Source organism: Lysobacter sp. Soil_N_51 (assembly GCF_057655755.1).
Genome location: NZ_JBDGLR010000005.1, coordinates 15,582 through 31,402, shown reverse-complemented (window position 1 = coordinate 31,402; position 15,821 = coordinate 15,582). Strand labels below are relative to the sequence as shown.

Genomic DNA, 15,821 nt, shown 5'->3' with positions numbered 1-15,821 from the left:
CCATGTGGACCGGATCGGCAAAACGGTTCGACACATCAGATCGGTACACCGGCTTGTGCAGCAGCCCAGGTGGCCGAGTAGGCAGATCGAGTCGGAAGGCCGATTAAGCGAACCGGTTCAGGCCGCACGCGGCAGCGGCCGCGCGATCACCGCCGGACGCGCGCGGCGACGCGCCTGGACCGCGCCGCGACGACGGCGGCGCAGCGCCTGCCCGGCGTCGGCCGGCGCCGCCCGACGCCACGACGGCAGACGGAAGCGATGCAGCGCCCACCACGCCATCGCCGGCATCGCCACCAGCCACATCGGCAACCAGCCGATCGCGCTCTGGCCGCCGCGCGCGGCCGGCAGCATCAGCACCAGCAGCGCGCCGATGGCCAGGGCGTAGCGCAGGGCGGTGTCGAGGTCGGCGCGAAGGTCGGCGGCGGCGGTGGAGGACGACGGGGATGCGGTGGAAGTCGCGGTGGCGGTCATGGACTGACTCCGATGGCGGCAAGGTCGATGGGCTGGAGCCCACCTTCGTGCCGCCGCGTCTCAGGGGCTGCGATGGGTGCGACCGCTGGTCGGGATGGGAGTCGGGTCGAGGGATTTGCGCCGGGGCGCCCTCACCCGGCGCGCTTTGCGCGCCGACCTCTCCCGTGAGCGGGAGAGGTGATGCGGCGCATATTGACGATCGGCTGTTCGAGGCAAACGCTTCGCGTTAGCCAATGGCTCTGGGTAACGCCGGCTCTGCTCCTTCCCCCGCTTGCGGGGGAAGGCCGGGATGGGGGCGCGACGGCCTGCGTGCCCTCACCCGGCGCGCTTTGCGCGCCGACCTCTCCCGCGGGCGGGAGAGGTGATCCATCAGGTCAATACCCGGCCTTATCCAGCGCCTTCTCCGCTTCCTCGCGGCCGATCTCGATCAGTTCCTTGGCGCGCCAGAACTCATAGAACTGGCAAGCGTCGCGCGGAATCCGGATCACCAGTTCGGGCGGGTCCAGGGCCAGCTGCACGCGCGCGATCTGCGCCTGCATCGTATCCAGCGAGCGCGCCATCAATTCGGTGAAGCCCATCTCGCGCGGCGCGTCGTCCTCGACCTCGTCGGGCGATTCAGTGGCCTTGCGCCGGAACCAGTGGTTGAACAACGACGGCGGCTTGGCGTCGCCACCGCCCTGGGTGGTCAGCACGCCGCCGCCATTGTGCTGGGCCAACGCGCCGGGCGGTTGCGCGGGCCAGCCGTGCATGTCGACCGCGACCAGGCGGTGCGCGTCGGACAGACGCGTCGCGGTGATCGGCAAGGGCGCCAGCAAGCCGCCGTCGACCAGTTCGCGGCCGTGCAATTCGTAGGGCGTGAACACGCCCGGGATCGCGATCGATGCGCGGATCGCGTCCCATAGGTCGCCCTCGCGCAGCCACACTTCGCGCTGCCGCATCAGGTCGACCGCGACCGCGGTGAAGCCGATCGGCAGGTCCTCGATGCGCGGCTCGCCGGCCAGTTCGCGCAGGCTGTCCATCAGTCGCTCGCCGCGGAACAGCGAGGATTGGCCGAACACCGGATCGAGCAAGCGCAGCATCGCGGTGCGGCTCATGCCGAACAGCCAGTCGCGGTAGACCTCCATCTTGCCGGCCGCGAACAAGCCGCCGACCAGCGCGCCGCTGGAGGAACCGGCGACGGTGACGATGCGCAGCCCGCGCGCCTGCAGCGCTTCGATCACGCCGATCTGGGCCAGCCCGCGCGCGCCGCCGGCGCCGAGCACCAGCGCGACCGCTTCGCCTTTTTCGATACGCGGAGGATCGGCGCCGGGCATCAGTGACCGTAGTTGCTCAGCGCCAGTTCCAGCATCGACTTGGCCTGCTCGCGCAGCACCACCGGCTCGACGATTTCGGCGTCGCTGCCGTAATGCATCACGTCCATCAGCAGTTCGCGCCCGGCGCTGTACGGCACCTTGAGTTCGTAACGGCCGTCGGCCAGGAAGCGGCCTTGCTGCTGCGAATGCCAGTGTTCGTCGGCGACCCAGCGTGCGGCCTTGGCGCTGAACACGATGGTCGCCCAACCCTTGGGCGCGCCGGAGAAAATGCCGTAGCTCGAGGCCAGATGCTGATCGAGTTCCTCGTCGGCGACATCGCGCGCCGGCACGTCGCCGATCTTGGCCGCGCTGATCCGGTCGACCGAGAAGCTGCGCAAGGCGTCGCGCTCGTGATCCCAGGCGTCGAGGTACCAGTTTTCGCGGTAATGGGTGAGCCGTTGCGGCGACACGCTGCGACGGGTGCGTTCGTCGGTGGAGCGCGCGCGGTATTCGAACGTCAGCGGCTTGCGATCGAGCACCGCGGTGGCGACGGCGCGGAACGCGGTTTCGTCGAGCCGGCGGGTGCGGTGCGGGATGACCCGCACGCGCTCGACCGGCAGGCGCCGGCCGCCGGCGTGTTCGTCGAGCAGTTTTTCGATGCGTTGCTGCAACGGCGCGAGCGCGTTCGACAGCACCCCGCCGCCGCTGCGCATCAGCAGCTGTTGCGCGGCGAGCAGCGAATGCAGCTCCTCCGAGCTCAGCCACAGGCCGGGCAGCTCAAAGCGGTCGCCTTCGCTGGTGTCGTAGCGGAAACCGGCCTCGCCGTTGCCGACCACCGGTGCCATCAGGTAATCGCGCAGGTAGGCCAGATCCCGATAGACGGTCGCGCGCGAGCATTCCAGGTCCTCCTGGAGGCGCTGAACTGTGACCGGATACCTGGCCGCAGTGAGAATCCGGTGCAGCGCGTGGATGCGTTCGATACGTTCCATGTCGGCAGGGTCTGGTAGAGGCGGTGGGGACACAACTAGCATGGCATCGGCCTCTGTCCGGCCGCCACCATCGAACCTAAGGATCCTACGTGATCAAGACCTCATTATCCGCAACGCTGACCACCCCGGTGCTGCTGCTCGGTCTGAGCGCCTCCAGTCTGGCCTGGGCCGGACCGAAAGAGGAGGTCGTTGCCGCAGTCGATAAATTCCTCGCCGCCAAGAGCTACCACGCCGTCATGAGCATGGGCCCGGGACCGGGCACCGAAACCGACTTCGTCGCCCCCGATCGCATGCGCGTGAAGATGGGCACGATGGGCGAGCAGATCATGATCGGCAACACCTTGTACCTGACCATGCAGGGCAAGACCAGCAAACAGGCCGCGCCCGGAGGCGGCGTCGCCCAGTTGCGCACCCGCGACAAAGTCCTCGGCAATCTGGCGACCCTCAAGGTGACCGCGGCCGGCACCGAGAACCTCGGCGGCGTGGCGACCAAGAAGTACAAGATCGACAACACCCAACCCAAGTCCTCCTCGACCTTCTGGGTCAACGCCGACGGTTATCCGGTGCAATCGGTCAACATCGCCGACGTCAACGGCAAGCAGTACACCTCGACCTTGAAGTATTCGCGTTTCAACGACCCCAGTATCAAGATCCAGGTCCCGGCGGTGAAGTGACATTAGACACCACCGCGGTCGCATCGATTGCGACTGCGGTGGAACCGCGCAGCGTCAGCCACCGGCGCTGCGCATCGCCGCGCCCATGTGCTGCAGGACATACCAGGCGGCGGCGCCCAGCGCCGCCGAGACGCACGCGGCCAGATACCAGCGGTTGAATCCCGGCCGACGCTTGCGCTGTTCATAGCCGACCCAGGCCAGCGCGAGCGCCACCCACAGCAAGCCGCCGTAATAGACGAACCCGAACAAGAACCCCATGCGCGATTGCTCCTCGGGCGTCGTGCCGCGACCGGCCAGTATCGGCTGGCCGTCGCGGCGAGGACAACAATCACCGCCGCGCTCGCCGGATTCCGGCGCGGCAGGCACAATGGCGCGATGCGAGAGCACGCTCCCTCCGAGCCAGCCATCGACCTGTCGCCCTCGCCCGGCGATGAGGTCAAGACCACGACCTGTTACATGTGCGCATGCCGATGCGGCATCAAGGTGTGGCTGGCCGACGGCAAGATCCGTTACATCCAGGGCAATCCCGATCACCCGGTCAACCAGGGCGTGCTGTGCGCCAAGGGATCGGCCGGGATCATGCAGCACTATTCGCCGGCGCGGCTGAGCAAACCTTTGTTGCGCGTGGGCGAGCGCGGCAAGGGCGAATTCCGCGAGATCGAATGGGACGAGGCGTTGGGCATCGCCGCCGGCTGGCTGGCGCCGATCCGCGAACGCAATCCCGACGAACTGGCGTTCTTCACCGGCCGCGATCAGTCGCAGGCGTTGACCGGCTGGTGGGCGCAGCAGTTCGGCACGGTCAACTACGCCGCGCACGGCGGGTTCTGCTCGGTCAACATGGCCGCGGGCGGGTTGTACACGCTGGGCGGCTCGTTCTGGGAATTCGGCGAACCCGACTGGGAGCATTCGCGCTATCTGATGCTATGGGGCGTGGCCGAGGATCACGACTCCAATCCGATCAAGCTCGGACTGGGCAAGTTGAAGGCGCGCGGGGCGAAGATCGTCGCGGTCAATCCGGTACGCAGCGGTTACGGCGCGATCGCCGACGAGTGGATCGGGATCCGGCCCGGCACCGATGGCTTGTTCGCGTTCGCGTTGATCCACGAATTGTTGAAGGCCGACCGGATCGATCTGGATTACCTGGTGCGCTATGCGAATGCGCATTGGTTGGTGATCCGTAATCCGGGTGGCGCGGACGACGGGTTGTTTGCGCGCGATGAGTTGGGGCGTGCGTTGTGTTGGGTGAGTGGCCCTCACCCTGGCCCTCTCCCGCCCGCGGGAGAGGGAACCGTTGCGAAGCGATCGGATGCAGTGCATGCCTCCGAAGATGCGCCACATCACGTCGCTTCGAACACCGCCGAAGAACCCCCTCTCCCGCACGCGGGAGAGGGCCGGGGTGAGGGCCGCGCGCAACCGGCCGACAGCATCGACATCTCCCCCGCCGTCGTAGGCGAATACACCCTGACCGATGGCCGCCGCGTCGTGCCGGTGTTCCATCTGCTGGTCGAACGCTACCTCGACCCGCAATACGCGCCCGACGCGGTCAGCGAACGCTGCGGCATTCCCGCCGACACCATCCGCCGCATCGCCCGCGAACTCGCGCAGGCCGCGTTCGATAACCCGGTCCGACTGCCGATCGCGTGGACCGACGCGCACGGCCGCGAACACAGTGAGATGGTCGGCCGGCCGGTCAGCATGCACGCGATGCGCGGGATCAGCGCGCACAGCAACGGCTTCCACACCTGTCGCGCGCTGCACTTGCTGCAACTGCTGCTCGGCGCGGTCGACACGCCCGGTTCGTTCCGCTATCAACCGCCGTTCCCCAAGCCACTTCCGCCACCGAACCGCCCCGGCAAACAGCGTCAAGCCAACGGTGCGCTGGACGCCGCCCCGCTCGGTTTCGTGCACGGCCCCGAAGACCTCGTCGTCGACGAGCACGGCCAGCCGCGTCGCATCGATCACGCGTTCTCGTGGGCCTATCCGCTGTCGGCGCACGGCATGATGCACACCGTGATCCGCAACGCCTGGGCCGGCGATCCGTACAAGATCGACACGCTGATGATGTTCATGGCCAACATGAGCTGGAACTCGGCGATGAACACCGGCGAGACGATGCGCTGGCTGACCGATCGCGGCGAGGACGGCGAGTACCGCATCCCGCGCATCATCTACGCCGATGCCTACGCCTCGGAGATGACCGCATACGCCGATCTGGTCCTGCCCGACACGACCTACCTGGAACGCTTCGACGCGATCAGCCTGCTCGACCGGCCGATCTCGGACGCCGATTCGGCCTGCGACGCGATACGGCATCCCATCGTGGATTCGACCACCCAACGCCTGCATGCCGGCGACGAAGCGCGCGACGTGCGCGGCTTCCAGTCGGTACTGCTCGATATCGGCGCGCGCCTCGGACTTCCGGGCATGGTGGCGGACGACGGCAGCCCGCGCTATCGCGACTACGCCGACTACATCGTGCGCCATGAACGCGCGCCCGGAGTCGGTCTGCTCGCCGGCTGGCGCGGCGAACACGGCGAACTCGAAGCCAAGGGCCCGCCGAATCCGCAGCAACTGCAACGCTACATCGACCACGGCGGCTTCTGGCGCAGCCATGTGCCCGAGTCCGCGCGCTACTTCAAGATGGCCAACCGCGGCTATCTCGACTGGGCGCAGAAGATGGGCTTTCTCGGCCATGCCGATCCGATCGTGCTGCAGTTGTATTCCGAGACGATGCAGAAGTTCCGCCTCGCCGCGCAGGGCCACGGCGACAAGCAACCGCCGGCCGAGCATCGCGAACGGGTCGCGACCTATTTCGATCCGTTGCCGATCTGGTACGAACCGTTCGAAGGCGCGCAGATCGCCGACGGCGCCACGCGCTTCCCGCTCAGCGCGGTGACCCAGCGGCCGATGTTCATGTACCACGCCTGGGGTTCGCAGAACGCCTGGCTGCGGCAGATCACCACGCGCAATTTCCTGTACCTGCATCCCGACACCGGCGCGCGCCACGGCATCGCCGACGAAGACTGGATCGCGGTGCAATCGCATCACGGCCGCATCCAGGTGCAGGCGAAATTCGCCGCCAACGTGCAGCCCGACACGGTCTGGACCTGGAACGCGATCGGCAAGCGCCGCGGCGCCTGGCGCTTGAACAAGGACGCGCCGGAAAGCCGCAAGGGCTTCCTGCTCAATCACCTGATTTCCGACATCACCCCGAAGGGCGACTACGCCAACGCCGATCCGGTCACCGGTCAGGCGGCCTGGTTCGATCTGCGCGTGTCGATCCGCAAGCTAAATGCGGCCGACGATACGCAGACCATGTCGCAGCCACAGTTCGCCGCGCTGTCGTTCGAACCCGCCGACGACCGGCCCTTGCGCTATGGCGCGCAGTTCAGGAAAAACCGATGAAGGGATGCATCGTCAGTCCATGGTTTCGTCGCGGCCGGTCGCGTCGGCGTCCCGCCGTATCTGCGTTCACGCGAGTCCGAATCGTGAGAGTGCGCGCATGAAACCGGTACGCCTCTTCGCCGGCCTGCTGTGCATCGCGCTGAGCTTCGGCCTGGTGCTGTTGCTGGGCCTGGGCCTGTTCGATCCGACCCGCGACGCGGCCGCGAGCGCCAACGGCTCGGTGACACCGGTGCTGATCGCGTTGATGCCGAGCGTGAGCATCGGCCTGGCCGTGTTCGCGCTGGGCGTTTGGTTGATTTCGACCGGGAGAAAACGATGACCGGTCTGCCGCCGCCGTCGAAAAAGAAACTGGGCCTGGTCATCGACCTCGACACCTGCGTGGGTTGCCATGCCTGCGCGGTGAGCTGCAAGGAGTGGAACGCCGGCGGCTTTTCCGCTCCGCTGACCGACGAGCAGCCTTACGGCAAGGATCCGTCGGGGGTCTGGTTCAACCGCGTCCACAGCTACGAGGTGGAAGCCACCGCCGTCGCCGCATTGCCGATCGCCGACCCGGTGCGCGGCTGCGGCAGCGCCGCGGCGGCCGTCGACACCGCGCCGCAACCGGCGATGACCCTGCACTTCCCGCGTTCGTGCCTGCATTGCGAACAGCCGGCCTGCGTGACCGTGTGCCCGACCGGCGCCAGTTACAAACGCGCCGAAGACGGCATCGTGCTGGTCGACGAGGACAAGTGCATCGGTTGCAAGCTGTGCTCCTGGGCCTGCCCGTACGGCGCGCGCGAGTACAGCCCGGTCGAGGGCGTGATGAAGAAATGCACGCTGTGCATCGACCGCATCTACAACGAGAACCTTGAAGAATCCGAACGCCAGCCGGCTTGCGTGCAGGCCTGCCCGACCCGCGCGCGCCATTTCGGCGACCTCGCCGATCCGGAATCGAAGGTGTCGAAACTGGTCGCCGAACGCGGCGGCGTCGATCTGATGGCGTCGCTGGGTTATCAACCGACCAACAAATACCTGCCGCCGCGCGCGCGCCGCGTCGGTGCGGAGGAACCGGCGCCGGCCGCGGAACCGCTGGACACCCAGGCCTTGCCGACGGTGCTGCGCTGGCTGGATCGGGTGTTGTCGCGATGATGCGTCTGCGCGGTATGCAGCGACTGCGCGATAGCGTGGGTGGCGAGTGCGTGCGCACACGCGCCTGCGCGAATTTCATTTCTCTTCGTTTCGTTCGCGCAGGCTGATATGCACCCGGCGTTCTCGGTCATTTTCTTCACCACCTTGTCGGGCGCCGGTTATGGGCTGATGGCGTGGATCGGCGCGATCGCCTTTTACCACTACGCCGGCGGATCGCCGGTCGAGCCCATGCGCCTATTCGCGCTCGCGATGTTCGCCGCCTTGGCCCTGGTCAGCGTCGGCCTGCTCAGCTCGACCCTGCACCTGGGCAAACCGCTACGCGCCTGGCGCGCGTTCTCGCAATGGCGGACCTCATGGCTGTCGCGTGAGGGCGTGATGGCGGTCGTCGCGTACTTGCCCGCGCTGGGCTTGCTGTTGGGCGTGGTGCGCAAAAGCGGCGCGGCGATGCCGATGCTGCTGTCGGCGGCGGTGGTGGTGTGCGCGCTGATCACCGTGGCCTGCACGGCGATGATCTACGCCTCGCTCAAACCGATCCCGGCGTGGCGGCATTGGCTGGTGGTGCCGAGCTATCTGGCCTTCGCCCTGCTCAGCGGCGCAGCCTTGCTGGCCGCGCTGCCCGGCGCGCCCGCGGCCGGGCGCTCGGCGATGACGGCGGTGGTGCTGCTCGCGCCGCTGACCGCGGTGCTCAAGCTGGTGTATTGGCGCGCGATCGACCGCACGCCGTTGCCGGTCACCCGCGGCGAGGCGGTCGGCCTGCCCGACCGCGAGCTGTCGGTATTCGAACGTCCGCACACCGAAGAAAACTATCTGACCCGCGAGATGGGCTACGTGCTGGCGCGCAAGCACGCACGCAAGCTGCGCCTGATCGCGCTGGCGCTGTTCGCGCTGTTGCCGGTGGCCGGCATGTTCGGCGCCGGCCTGATGCAGGTGACCGGGTCGCCCGAGACCGCCGCGATCGTGACCGCGCTGAGCGCGCTGTCGGTGTTTCTGGGCGCCCTGGTCGAGCGATGGCTGTTCTTCGCCCAGGCCAAACATCTGGTCACGCTGTACTACTGAGCCGCCGGCCCATCGATCGCAGCCGCGAACCCGGCCATCGCCCCGCGCCGCAAGGCTTTCGGCCATTCGCATCAATCACTTGCGTGCCATCAAAGGATTAATCGAACCTATCCGGCGTGCCCGGCGTCGCAGGTCTGTAATCGGTTTCATGGCATTATCCTGGGCCGTACTTCCAGCCTGACTCAGACGATGCTCGGTGCAATCGGGCTCGCCCTGCTGGGCGCGCCTCTGGTCACATTGCCGACTCCCGCCTTCGGCGGCGACCCGATCCTGATCGCGATTGCGAGCGATCCGGCGCAGATGCGCCTGTACTGTTTTTCGACCCGCTGCGGCGACGAGGAATGGAAGCTGGCGATGGCGAGGCGGCAACGCGCGCCCGAGATCGACCCGGCCGACTTGCCGCCGCTGCGCAAGGTGGAACTGCCCGGCCAGCAACGCGTGATCGGTGGCGTCAGCGCCCCGGCGACCTCGCGCGAAAGCCGCTCGCTGTATTCCAACGATTACCGCATCGGCACCCGCTACGGCGTGCAGGCGGTGCGCGACGGTCCGACCCAGATCGGTCTGCAGTTCGGCGCCGGCTATCGTCTGGCCCCGTTGTACGACGACGGCATCAACCGTCCCGGCGCGGTGTTCCGCGGCGAACTCAACCTCGGCCAGCGCATCGGCGACCGCGCGCGTTTCACCCAGAGCGTGCAGGTCGAAAGCGGTCGCGGCGACACCTTCGTCAAGCAGTCGGTGCGGCTGGACGTGGAGGTGTGGCAGAACTGGAAGCTGGAGACCGATTTCGCGATTCGCCACGACAACAACGGCGGCGGCGGCAGCGAGAGCGCGGAAAGTTCGATCGAGTTGATTCGGCGGTTTTGAGGGCTTCGGCTTGGCGAGTCGCGCCAAGCGTGTTTACGCCATGTTTGAAGTGTCGCGATCGCGGCTTGCGCCGCTCCTACATGGCCTACCTGTAGGAGCGGCGCAAGCCGCGACCGCGAGACCTCACACTCGACGCATCTGCGATTTCGCAATGCGTCCGCCAGACCGCGATCCGCTCGCGCCCGCGATCAACGCAACCGCTAATCCTGATCGCCCCCATCGCCCAGCGAATCGGCGATGAACTCACCCGCGCCCTGCTCCAGCAGTTTCTGCGCGACTTCGATCCCCAGGCACTGCGGCGCGTCGCCGCGGCCCTCGCCGTGCGCGCGCACCGCGCGGCCGTCGCTGGCCGAACCGACCTGCCCGTCCAGGCGCAGGTGTTCGCCGTCCAGGCGCGCGTACGCGGCGACCGGCACGTGGCAGCTGCCGTGCAATGCGCGGTTCATGCCGCGCTCGGCCTCAACGCAGGTGCGGGTGGCGGCGTGATCGAGCGCGGCGCACAGTTCGCGGGTGGACAGGTCGTCCTCGCGGCATTCGATCGCGATCGCACCCTGCGCCGGCGCCGGCAGCCAGTACGGCGATTCCAGCCGCGCGCGGATGCGCGCGTCCAGGCCGAGCCGCTGCAGGCCCGCGCAGGCCAGGATGATGGCGTCGTACTCGCCGGCGTCCAGGCGTCCGAGGCGGGTGTTGACGTTGCCGCGCAAGTCGCGCAGTTCCAGGTCCGGACGCAGCGCGCGCAACTGGGCCTGACGGCGCAGCGAGGAGGTGCCGACGCGGGCGCCGGTCGGCAACGCGTCGATGCCGTCGAAGGCGTTGCTGACGAAGGCGTCGGCGTAGTCGGCGCGTTCCAGGATCGCCGGCATGGCGAAACCGGGCTCGAGCTCCATCGGCACGTCCTTGAGCGAATGCACCGCGCAGTCGGCCTCCTCGCGCAACATCGCCAGTTCCAATTCCTTGAGAAACAGGCCCTTGCCGCCGATCGCGGCCAGCGAGCGGTCCAGCACCTCGTCGCCGCGGGTGCTCATCGGCACCAGGGTCACCACCAGCCCGGGATGCAGGGCGCGCAGGCGGTCGGCGACATGCTCGCTCTGCCACAGGGCGAGCGGGCTCTTACGGGTGGCGATGCGCAGGGTCTTCATGGCGGCATTATCGCCGCTGTTGGGGGTGAGGGCCAAAGGCCGAGAAACTAGTGGGAGGAGTGAGGAACGAGATTGGGGCGCAACGCTGGTTTGTCAGAGCAATGACGGATGCTGCCGCTTATAGCTCGTCATTCCCGTGAAGGCGGGAATGACGGCAGGAAGGTTGCGCCGCAACCGATTCCCGATTCCCGATTCCCGATTCCCGATTCCCGATTCCCGAATCCCGAATCCCGAATCCCGAAATTCAAAGATGCTTGAGCGTCTCGCGCAACGCCGCCACACACCGCCGGCTGACTTCCAGCGGCTGCTTGCCATGCCGCAGCACCGCCTGCACGTGGCCTTCGGCGTTGCGCTTGAGTTCGACGATCTCGTGCCGCGCCACCAGGCAGTTGCGGTGGATGCGCACGAAACGTTCGCCGAACTCGTCCTCCAGCGATTTCAGCGATTCCTCGATCAGGTCCTCGCCGCGGGCGTGGTGCACGATCACGTACTTCTCTTCGGCGTGCAGGTAATGCACGTCGTCGATCGGGATCAGGCGCAGGCTGCCGCGCAGGCGCGCGCACAGGTGGCTGCGGATCTGGCCCGGCGCGGTCTCGCCGCCGTCGTGGCGTTCGCGGCCGGCGGCGAAGGTGCGCACGCGCTCGAGCGCGGCGTCCAGGCGTTCGGCCCGCACCGGCTTGACCAGGTAATCGATCGCTTCGGCGTCGAACGCCGACAGCGCATGCGCGTCGTAGGCGGTGCAGAACACCACCGCCGGGCGCGGATCGAACGCGGCCAGATGGCGCGCGGCCTCCAGGCCGTCGATGCCGGGCATGGCGATGTCCAGCAGCACCAGATCCGGCCGGTGTTCGGCGCAGGCATGCAGGGCGTGCTGGCCGTCGACCGCTTCGGCGACGACCTCCACGTCCGGCCGCAGGGCCAGCAGCGCGCGCAGTCGCTCGCGCGCCAACGGTTCGTCGTCAGCGATCACCACTCTCATGGCCAGCCTCGTCGCACCCTTCATCGACTCTGCGCCTCCACCCCGGTCGGCACGTGCAGTTCGCACAGATAGTATCCCCGCTCCCAGCCTGAGGTCATTCGCGCCGTAGGTCCATAGGCATAACGCAGACGCTGGACGATGCTGTGCTGGGCGTGGCGCGATCCGGCGCGGGCTTCGGCCGGCGCCGGGGACGGGTTGCGGATGCGCAGCAGCAGGTGATCGCTGAGCTGGGTCAGCTCGATTTCGATCTCGCCGCCGCCCGGCAAGGGCGAAATCCCATGCAGGACGGCGTTCTCGACCAGCGGCTGCAGGATCAGCCGCGGCAGCGGCATCTTCCACGGCAGCGGTTCGCGCTTGCGCCAGACCACCCGCAGGCGCTCACGCAGGCGCAATTGCTCGATCGCCAGGTAGCGCTCGGCCAGTTCGACCTCCTCGGCCAGGCTGGAATCGCTCTTGGACGCGCCCAGCGCGGCGCGGAACAGGTCCGACAGGTCCAGCACGGTGCGCTCGGCGACTTCGGGGTCGCTGCGCACCAGCCCGGCGATGGTGTTCATGCTGTTGAAAAGGAAGTGCGGCTTGATCCGCGCCTGCAACGCCTCGACCTCGGCGCGCGCGTTGGCGCGGACCTGGGCCTTCCAGCTGTCGTTGATGTAGAGGTAGCGCAGGACCACGCCGACAGCGAGGATCGCGATCGCCGCGGTGCCCAGCACGAAGCGCAGGAACGAGACCCCGGCCGGCACCAGGCCGATGCTGGTCACCGTGTCGATGGTGTGGGTGACCCCGGCCACGGCCGCGGCGATCGCCGCGGCGGTCGCGGTGGCGATGAAGCCGCCCACGCCCGGCGGCAGCCGCGACAGCCATTTGCGCGACACGCACAGCAGCACCGAGATCGCCAGCGCCAGCCACAACGCGAATGCGCTGGAGGACACGAACCGGCCCAGGTCCCAGCGGGTGCCGTCGGGCGCCAGCGCCAGCACGATCACGATCAGCTCGGCCATGCTCAGCATCACCACCAGCCGCGGCAGCCGGCACAGGTCCGGCAGCCAGGGCTCGTGCTCGGCCAGGGGCAGACCGGTGGGCGGCGCGGCCACGGTCGGCGGGGCTCAGCGCTGGGCCGCGAACCGCTGCGACATCCAGTCGCCCAAGGCGTCGATTTCCTCGGCGCAGACCTGATGCGCCATCGGATAGTCGTGCCAGTCGATCTTGAAGCCCAGGGTGCGCAGGCGCGCGGCGGCCATCTCGCCGCCGCGGTACGGCACCACCGGGTCGTGCTGGCCGTGGGCCATGAACATCGGCTGGATGTGCGCGACCGCGGTCGCCTCGCGGATCAGGCGGTCGGCCATCGGCAGGTAGGTGGACAGCGCGATCAGCCCGCCGAGCGGCTGCTTGCGTCGCAGCGCGGTCGCCAGGGTGATCGCCCCGCCCTGCGAGAACCCCGCCAGCAGGACGCGCGAGGCCGGGATGCCGCGTTCGATTTCGCGCTCGATCAGCGCCTCGACCTGGCGCACCGATTCGTCGACTCCGGTTTCGTCGGCGCGGTTGGCCAGGTCGCTGAAATCGCGAATGTCGTACCAGGCGCGCATGCGCATGCCGTTGTTGATCGTGACCGCGCGCACCGGCGCATGCGGGAACACGAAGCGCAGCGCCGGCCAGTGGGGGCGCAGCAGTTCGGGCACGATCGGCGCGAAGCCGTCGCCGCTGTCGCCCAGGCCGTGCAGCCACAGCACGCTCCAGGCGGGGGTCGGACCGGTTTCGCGGATGACGGCGTCGAGCAGTTCGGGGGATGCGGCGGGGGAAGTCTCCATGCGCCGCATTGTGGCCGCTCGGTGCGGGTCGCGCCAAGTTGCTGCTATTTGCGGGCGGGCTGATCTGAGCTGACAAGCCGGGCCATTGCCGCGGGCACTTTGTGGGAGGGGCTTGAGCCCCGAGGCTTTCCGCTCAGGCGCTGCGATCTGAAAGAAAAGCGTCGGGGCTCAAGCCCCTCCCATACAAGCCCGAAGCCTTCCCACATAAGCTTGAAGCCGCTTCGCATGAAAGCGGACGCCGCCGGCCCTCAGCGCGACGGCAGCTTGAAATTCAAGGTGCGCCGGGCCGCATGCGACTGGCCGCTGGGTTCGAAGCGCAGCCGCGCGACCGCCGCCAGCGCCGCATCGTCGAACACCCCGGCCGGCTCGGAGCTCACCAGCCGGGCCGCGCCGGTGCGGCCGTCGGGCAGGATGGTGAAGCTGACCTCGACGCTGCCTTCGATCTTGCGATTGAGCGCCGGCAAGGGATAGCGCGGGCTGGCGTCGGCGATCAGGCGCGGCATCGCGCGGGCCGGCGGACTGGCGGCCGAGGGCGCGGTCGGCGTACTCGCGGCCGGGGTCGGCACCGATGCGATCGGCGCGGCCGGCGTGCCCGCCCGCGCCGCGGCCTCGTCGGCGGCGAGCGCGCTGGCGGCCGCGTCGGCCTTGATCGCGGCGCTGGTCGCGCCCGGCAATGCACGCGGCACCGGCACCGCGGGCGCGGCGTCGGCGCGTTCGCCCAGCAGGCGCTGGGTTTCCTCGCGCGCCTTGCGTTCGCGCGCGGCGGTCGCGCTGCGCAGGCCCTCGCGCAGGCGCGGTAGCGCCGGCGCCTGCGGGTCCATGCGTTCGAGCAAGCCGAGCAGCCGCTGCGATTCGCCCAGATCGTCGTCGAGCAGCGCCTGTTCGCCGGCGATCACCACATACGGCTGCAATTCGCCGAGCGCGCTGATCACGTCGATCTGGCCCGGCTCCTTGTCGCGCAATGCGAGGTAGTAGTCGACCGCGCTGTCGCCGGCCGGGGTGTGGATGCGTTGCTCGCGCAGCGCCTGGGCGGCGCGGGCGCGCAAACCTTCGCCGTCGAGTTCGACCAGCGGCTCGGGCAAGGCCGCCGCGTCGGCATGTTCGGCCGCGGCCCGAGGCGAATCGGCCGGCGCGGCCGCGCCGCAGGCGGCCAGGCCCAGGCACAGCGCCAGCCACAGGCAGGTACCCGCCAAACGCGCCGAAGCGGCCTTCGACAGCGCCCGCGCGCCCATCGGACCCATCGTTTTCCAGCGATCGGCCGCGCCCACGCGCGCCGACTTGCTCACAACCTTCACTGCACAACCCCTTACCCGGAAACTGCGAACTGCGCGCGCAGACTAGGTACGGCATGTGACGGCGGTGCTGCTCAGCAGTTTGCCCATCCTGTTCGACGGTGTCCGTCTCCCGATGCCGAGCCTCCTGCCACGCGGCGCGGATTATGGACGCTGCGGCCGCGGCGGCGCGATGCGCAATCCGGCGGCCCGCGCGGCCTGGCCGCGAGCCGATCCGCGCCAAGACCGGCCTGAACGCGACAGACGCGCTGAAATTGTATTGCGGCGGCCGCGGCTCCTATGATCGCCGCCATGCCCGGCCTGTCCTCCCTCGCGATCGCTCTGCGCTACCTCGCCTACGGCGTGTTGATCGCGGTGATGCTGATCAAGCCGGTGCTGGCGTTCGCGACCGAGATCGGCGAACTCGCCGTCCCGGCCGCCGCGGCCCACGCTCACGGCAATGCGGGCACGACCGATACGTCCGACGCCGCGACCGACCTTGCCCAGGCCGACCCGGCCACCGATCACGACCCCGACGGCTGCGGCGACAGCCGCTGGCACCTGAGCCACTGCTGCGCCATGCAGGCCGCGCTGATGCCGCGTTTCCACATCGGCCTGCCGCTGCGCAGCGCCGCCGCGCCCAAGCCGGCCGCCTCGACCTCGTTCGTGCCCAGCCCGACCGCGGTCCCGTTCCGCCCACCCATCTTCGCCTGATCCCGAGCCCGGCCTAGCGCCGGCCCGCTGCCGT

Annotated in this window: 16 protein-coding genes; 7 read left to right on the top strand and 9 right to left on the bottom strand. The window is 68.6% G+C overall.

From position 1 onward, the window contains the following. Window positions 1–117: 117 nt before the first annotated feature. The 3 genes from AC3A4T_RS09785 to AC3A4T_RS09775 form a co-directional block, all read right to left on the bottom strand. A complete protein-coding gene (locus AC3A4T_RS09785) occupies window positions 118–471 on the bottom strand; it encodes a hypothetical protein (protein WP_487675219.1) in 354 nt (117 codons plus the stop codon). 374 nt (window positions 472–845) lie between these two features. After that, window positions 846–1,784 (bottom strand): patatin-like phospholipase family protein, encoded by a 939-nt coding sequence (locus AC3A4T_RS09780; RefSeq protein ID WP_487675218.1) that lies wholly within the window; start codon window positions 1,782–1,784, stop codon window positions 846–848. Beyond that, window positions 1,784–2,752: a helix-turn-helix transcriptional regulator gene (locus AC3A4T_RS09775; protein WP_036114817.1), complete on the bottom strand. Its 969-nt coding sequence runs from the start codon at window positions 2,750–2,752 to the stop codon at window positions 1,784–1,786. The genes AC3A4T_RS09780 and AC3A4T_RS09775 overlap by 1 nt, the downstream gene beginning before the upstream one ends. Before the next feature lie 89 nt (window positions 2,753–2,841). Between AC3A4T_RS09775 and AC3A4T_RS09770 the strand changes: the two genes are divergently transcribed. Beyond that, window positions 2,842–3,426, top strand: a complete 585-nt coding sequence (locus AC3A4T_RS09770) for a hypothetical protein (RefSeq protein WP_487675217.1) — start codon at window positions 2,842–2,844, stop codon at window positions 3,424–3,426. 54 nt (window positions 3,427–3,480) lie between these two features. On the opposite strand, the gene AC3A4T_RS09765 is transcribed toward AC3A4T_RS09770, so the two are convergent. Then, window positions 3,481–3,684: a hypothetical protein gene (locus AC3A4T_RS09765; protein ID WP_487675216.1), complete on the bottom strand. Its 204-nt coding sequence runs from the start codon at window positions 3,682–3,684 to the stop codon at window positions 3,481–3,483. Window positions 3,685–3,801: 117 nt separating this feature from the next. Here AC3A4T_RS09765 and AC3A4T_RS09760 point away from each other — a divergent pair, with 117 nt between their 5' ends. The 5 genes from AC3A4T_RS09760 to AC3A4T_RS09740 all read left to right on the top strand — a co-directional run bounded on the left by AC3A4T_RS09760 (window position 3,802) and on the right by AC3A4T_RS09740 (window position 9,879). Further along, window positions 3,802–6,831, top strand: a complete 3,030-nt coding sequence (locus tag AC3A4T_RS09760; protein WP_487675215.1) for a molybdopterin oxidoreductase family protein — start codon at window positions 3,802–3,804, stop codon at window positions 6,829–6,831. A gap of 97 nt (window positions 6,832–6,928) precedes the next feature. Beyond that, complete coding sequence (locus AC3A4T_RS09755) at window positions 6,929–7,150, top strand: hypothetical protein (protein WP_487675214.1); 222 nt, start codon at window positions 6,929–6,931, stop codon at window positions 7,148–7,150. After that, window positions 7,147–7,959 carry a 4Fe-4S dicluster domain-containing protein gene (locus AC3A4T_RS09750; RefSeq protein ID WP_487675213.1) on the top strand — a complete coding sequence of 271 codons (813 nt, stop codon included), beginning with the start codon at window positions 7,147–7,149 and terminating at the stop codon, window positions 7,957–7,959. The genes AC3A4T_RS09755 and AC3A4T_RS09750 overlap by 4 nt, the downstream gene beginning before the upstream one ends. Before the next feature lie 108 nt (window positions 7,960–8,067). Further along, entirely contained in the window at window positions 8,068–9,015 is a 948-nt protein-coding gene (locus AC3A4T_RS09745; RefSeq protein ID WP_487675212.1) for a dimethyl sulfoxide reductase anchor subunit family protein, read from the top strand. Between the two features lie 189 nt (window positions 9,016–9,204). Further along, window positions 9,205–9,879, top strand: coding sequence for a DUF481 domain-containing protein (locus AC3A4T_RS09740; protein WP_487675211.1), 675 nt, complete (start codon window positions 9,205–9,207; stop codon window positions 9,877–9,879). A gap of 200 nt (window positions 9,880–10,079) precedes the next feature. Here the strand turns inward: AC3A4T_RS09740 and hemC are convergent, their stop codons facing one another. From hemC to AC3A4T_RS09715, 5 genes are all read right to left on the bottom strand, one after another. After that, window positions 10,080–11,018: a hydroxymethylbilane synthase gene (hemC, locus tag AC3A4T_RS09735; RefSeq protein WP_487675210.1), complete on the bottom strand. Its 939-nt coding sequence runs from the start codon at window positions 11,016–11,018 to the stop codon at window positions 10,080–10,082. Window positions 11,019–11,262: 244 nt separating this feature from the next. After that, a complete protein-coding gene (locus tag AC3A4T_RS09730) occupies window positions 11,263–11,997 on the bottom strand; it encodes a LytR/AlgR family response regulator transcription factor (protein ID WP_056106522.1) in 735 nt (244 codons plus the stop codon). 20 nt (window positions 11,998–12,017) lie between these two features. Continuing rightward, complete coding sequence (locus AC3A4T_RS09725) at window positions 12,018–13,067, bottom strand: sensor histidine kinase (protein ID WP_411920898.1); 1,050 nt, start codon at window positions 13,065–13,067, stop codon at window positions 12,018–12,020. 33 nt (window positions 13,068–13,100) lie between these two features. Next, window positions 13,101–13,802, bottom strand: a complete 702-nt coding sequence (locus AC3A4T_RS09720; protein WP_487675209.1) for an alpha/beta hydrolase — start codon at window positions 13,800–13,802, stop codon at window positions 13,101–13,103. Window positions 13,803–14,050: 248 nt separating this feature from the next. Then, window positions 14,051–15,097: a TonB family protein gene (locus AC3A4T_RS09715; protein ID WP_487675208.1), complete on the bottom strand. Its 1,047-nt coding sequence runs from the start codon at window positions 15,095–15,097 to the stop codon at window positions 14,051–14,053. 288 nt (window positions 15,098–15,385) lie between these two features. On the opposite strand from AC3A4T_RS09715, the gene AC3A4T_RS09710 reads away from it, so the two are divergent. Next, complete coding sequence (locus tag AC3A4T_RS09710; RefSeq protein ID WP_487675207.1) at window positions 15,386–15,787, top strand: hypothetical protein; 402 nt, start codon at window positions 15,386–15,388, stop codon at window positions 15,785–15,787. Window positions 15,788–15,821 lie beyond the last annotated feature (34 nt).

Bases quoted from the DNA above. Each gene is read 5' to 3' on its own strand.
- AC3A4T_RS09710 (WP_487675207.1), top strand. From the start codon at position 15,386: ATGCCCGGCCTGTCCTCCCTCGCGATCGCTCTGCGCTACCTCGCCTAC.
- AC3A4T_RS09730 (WP_056106522.1), bottom strand. From the start codon at position 11,997: ATGAGAGTGGTGATCGCTGACGACGAACCGTTGGCGCGCGAGCGACTG.
- AC3A4T_RS09780 (WP_487675218.1), bottom strand. From the start codon at position 1,784: ATGCCCGGCGCCGATCCTCCGCGTATCGAAAAAGGCGAAGCGGTCGCG.
- hemC (WP_487675210.1), bottom strand. From the start codon at position 11,018: ATGAAGACCCTGCGCATCGCCACCCGTAAGAGCCCGCTCGCCCTGTGG.
- AC3A4T_RS09720 (WP_487675209.1), bottom strand. From the start codon at position 13,802: ATGGAGACTTCCCCCGCCGCATCCCCCGAACTGCTCGACGCCGTCATC.
- AC3A4T_RS09745 (WP_487675212.1), top strand. From the start codon at position 8,068: ATGCACCCGGCGTTCTCGGTCATTTTCTTCACCACCTTGTCGGGCGCC.
- AC3A4T_RS09760 (WP_487675215.1), top strand. From the start codon at position 3,802: ATGCGAGAGCACGCTCCCTCCGAGCCAGCCATCGACCTGTCGCCCTCG.
- AC3A4T_RS09785 (WP_487675219.1), bottom strand. From the start codon at position 471: ATGACCGCCACCGCGACTTCCACCGCATCCCCGTCGTCCTCCACCGCC.
- AC3A4T_RS09755 (WP_487675214.1), top strand. From the start codon at position 6,929: ATGAAACCGGTACGCCTCTTCGCCGGCCTGCTGTGCATCGCGCTGAGC.
- AC3A4T_RS09765 (WP_487675216.1), bottom strand. From the start codon at position 3,684: ATGGGGTTCTTGTTCGGGTTCGTCTATTACGGCGGCTTGCTGTGGGTG.
- AC3A4T_RS09740 (WP_487675211.1), top strand. From the start codon at position 9,205: ATGCTCGGTGCAATCGGGCTCGCCCTGCTGGGCGCGCCTCTGGTCACA.
- AC3A4T_RS09775 (WP_036114817.1), bottom strand. From the start codon at position 2,752: ATGGAACGTATCGAACGCATCCACGCGCTGCACCGGATTCTCACTGCG.
- AC3A4T_RS09750 (WP_487675213.1), top strand. From the start codon at position 7,147: ATGACCGGTCTGCCGCCGCCGTCGAAAAAGAAACTGGGCCTGGTCATC.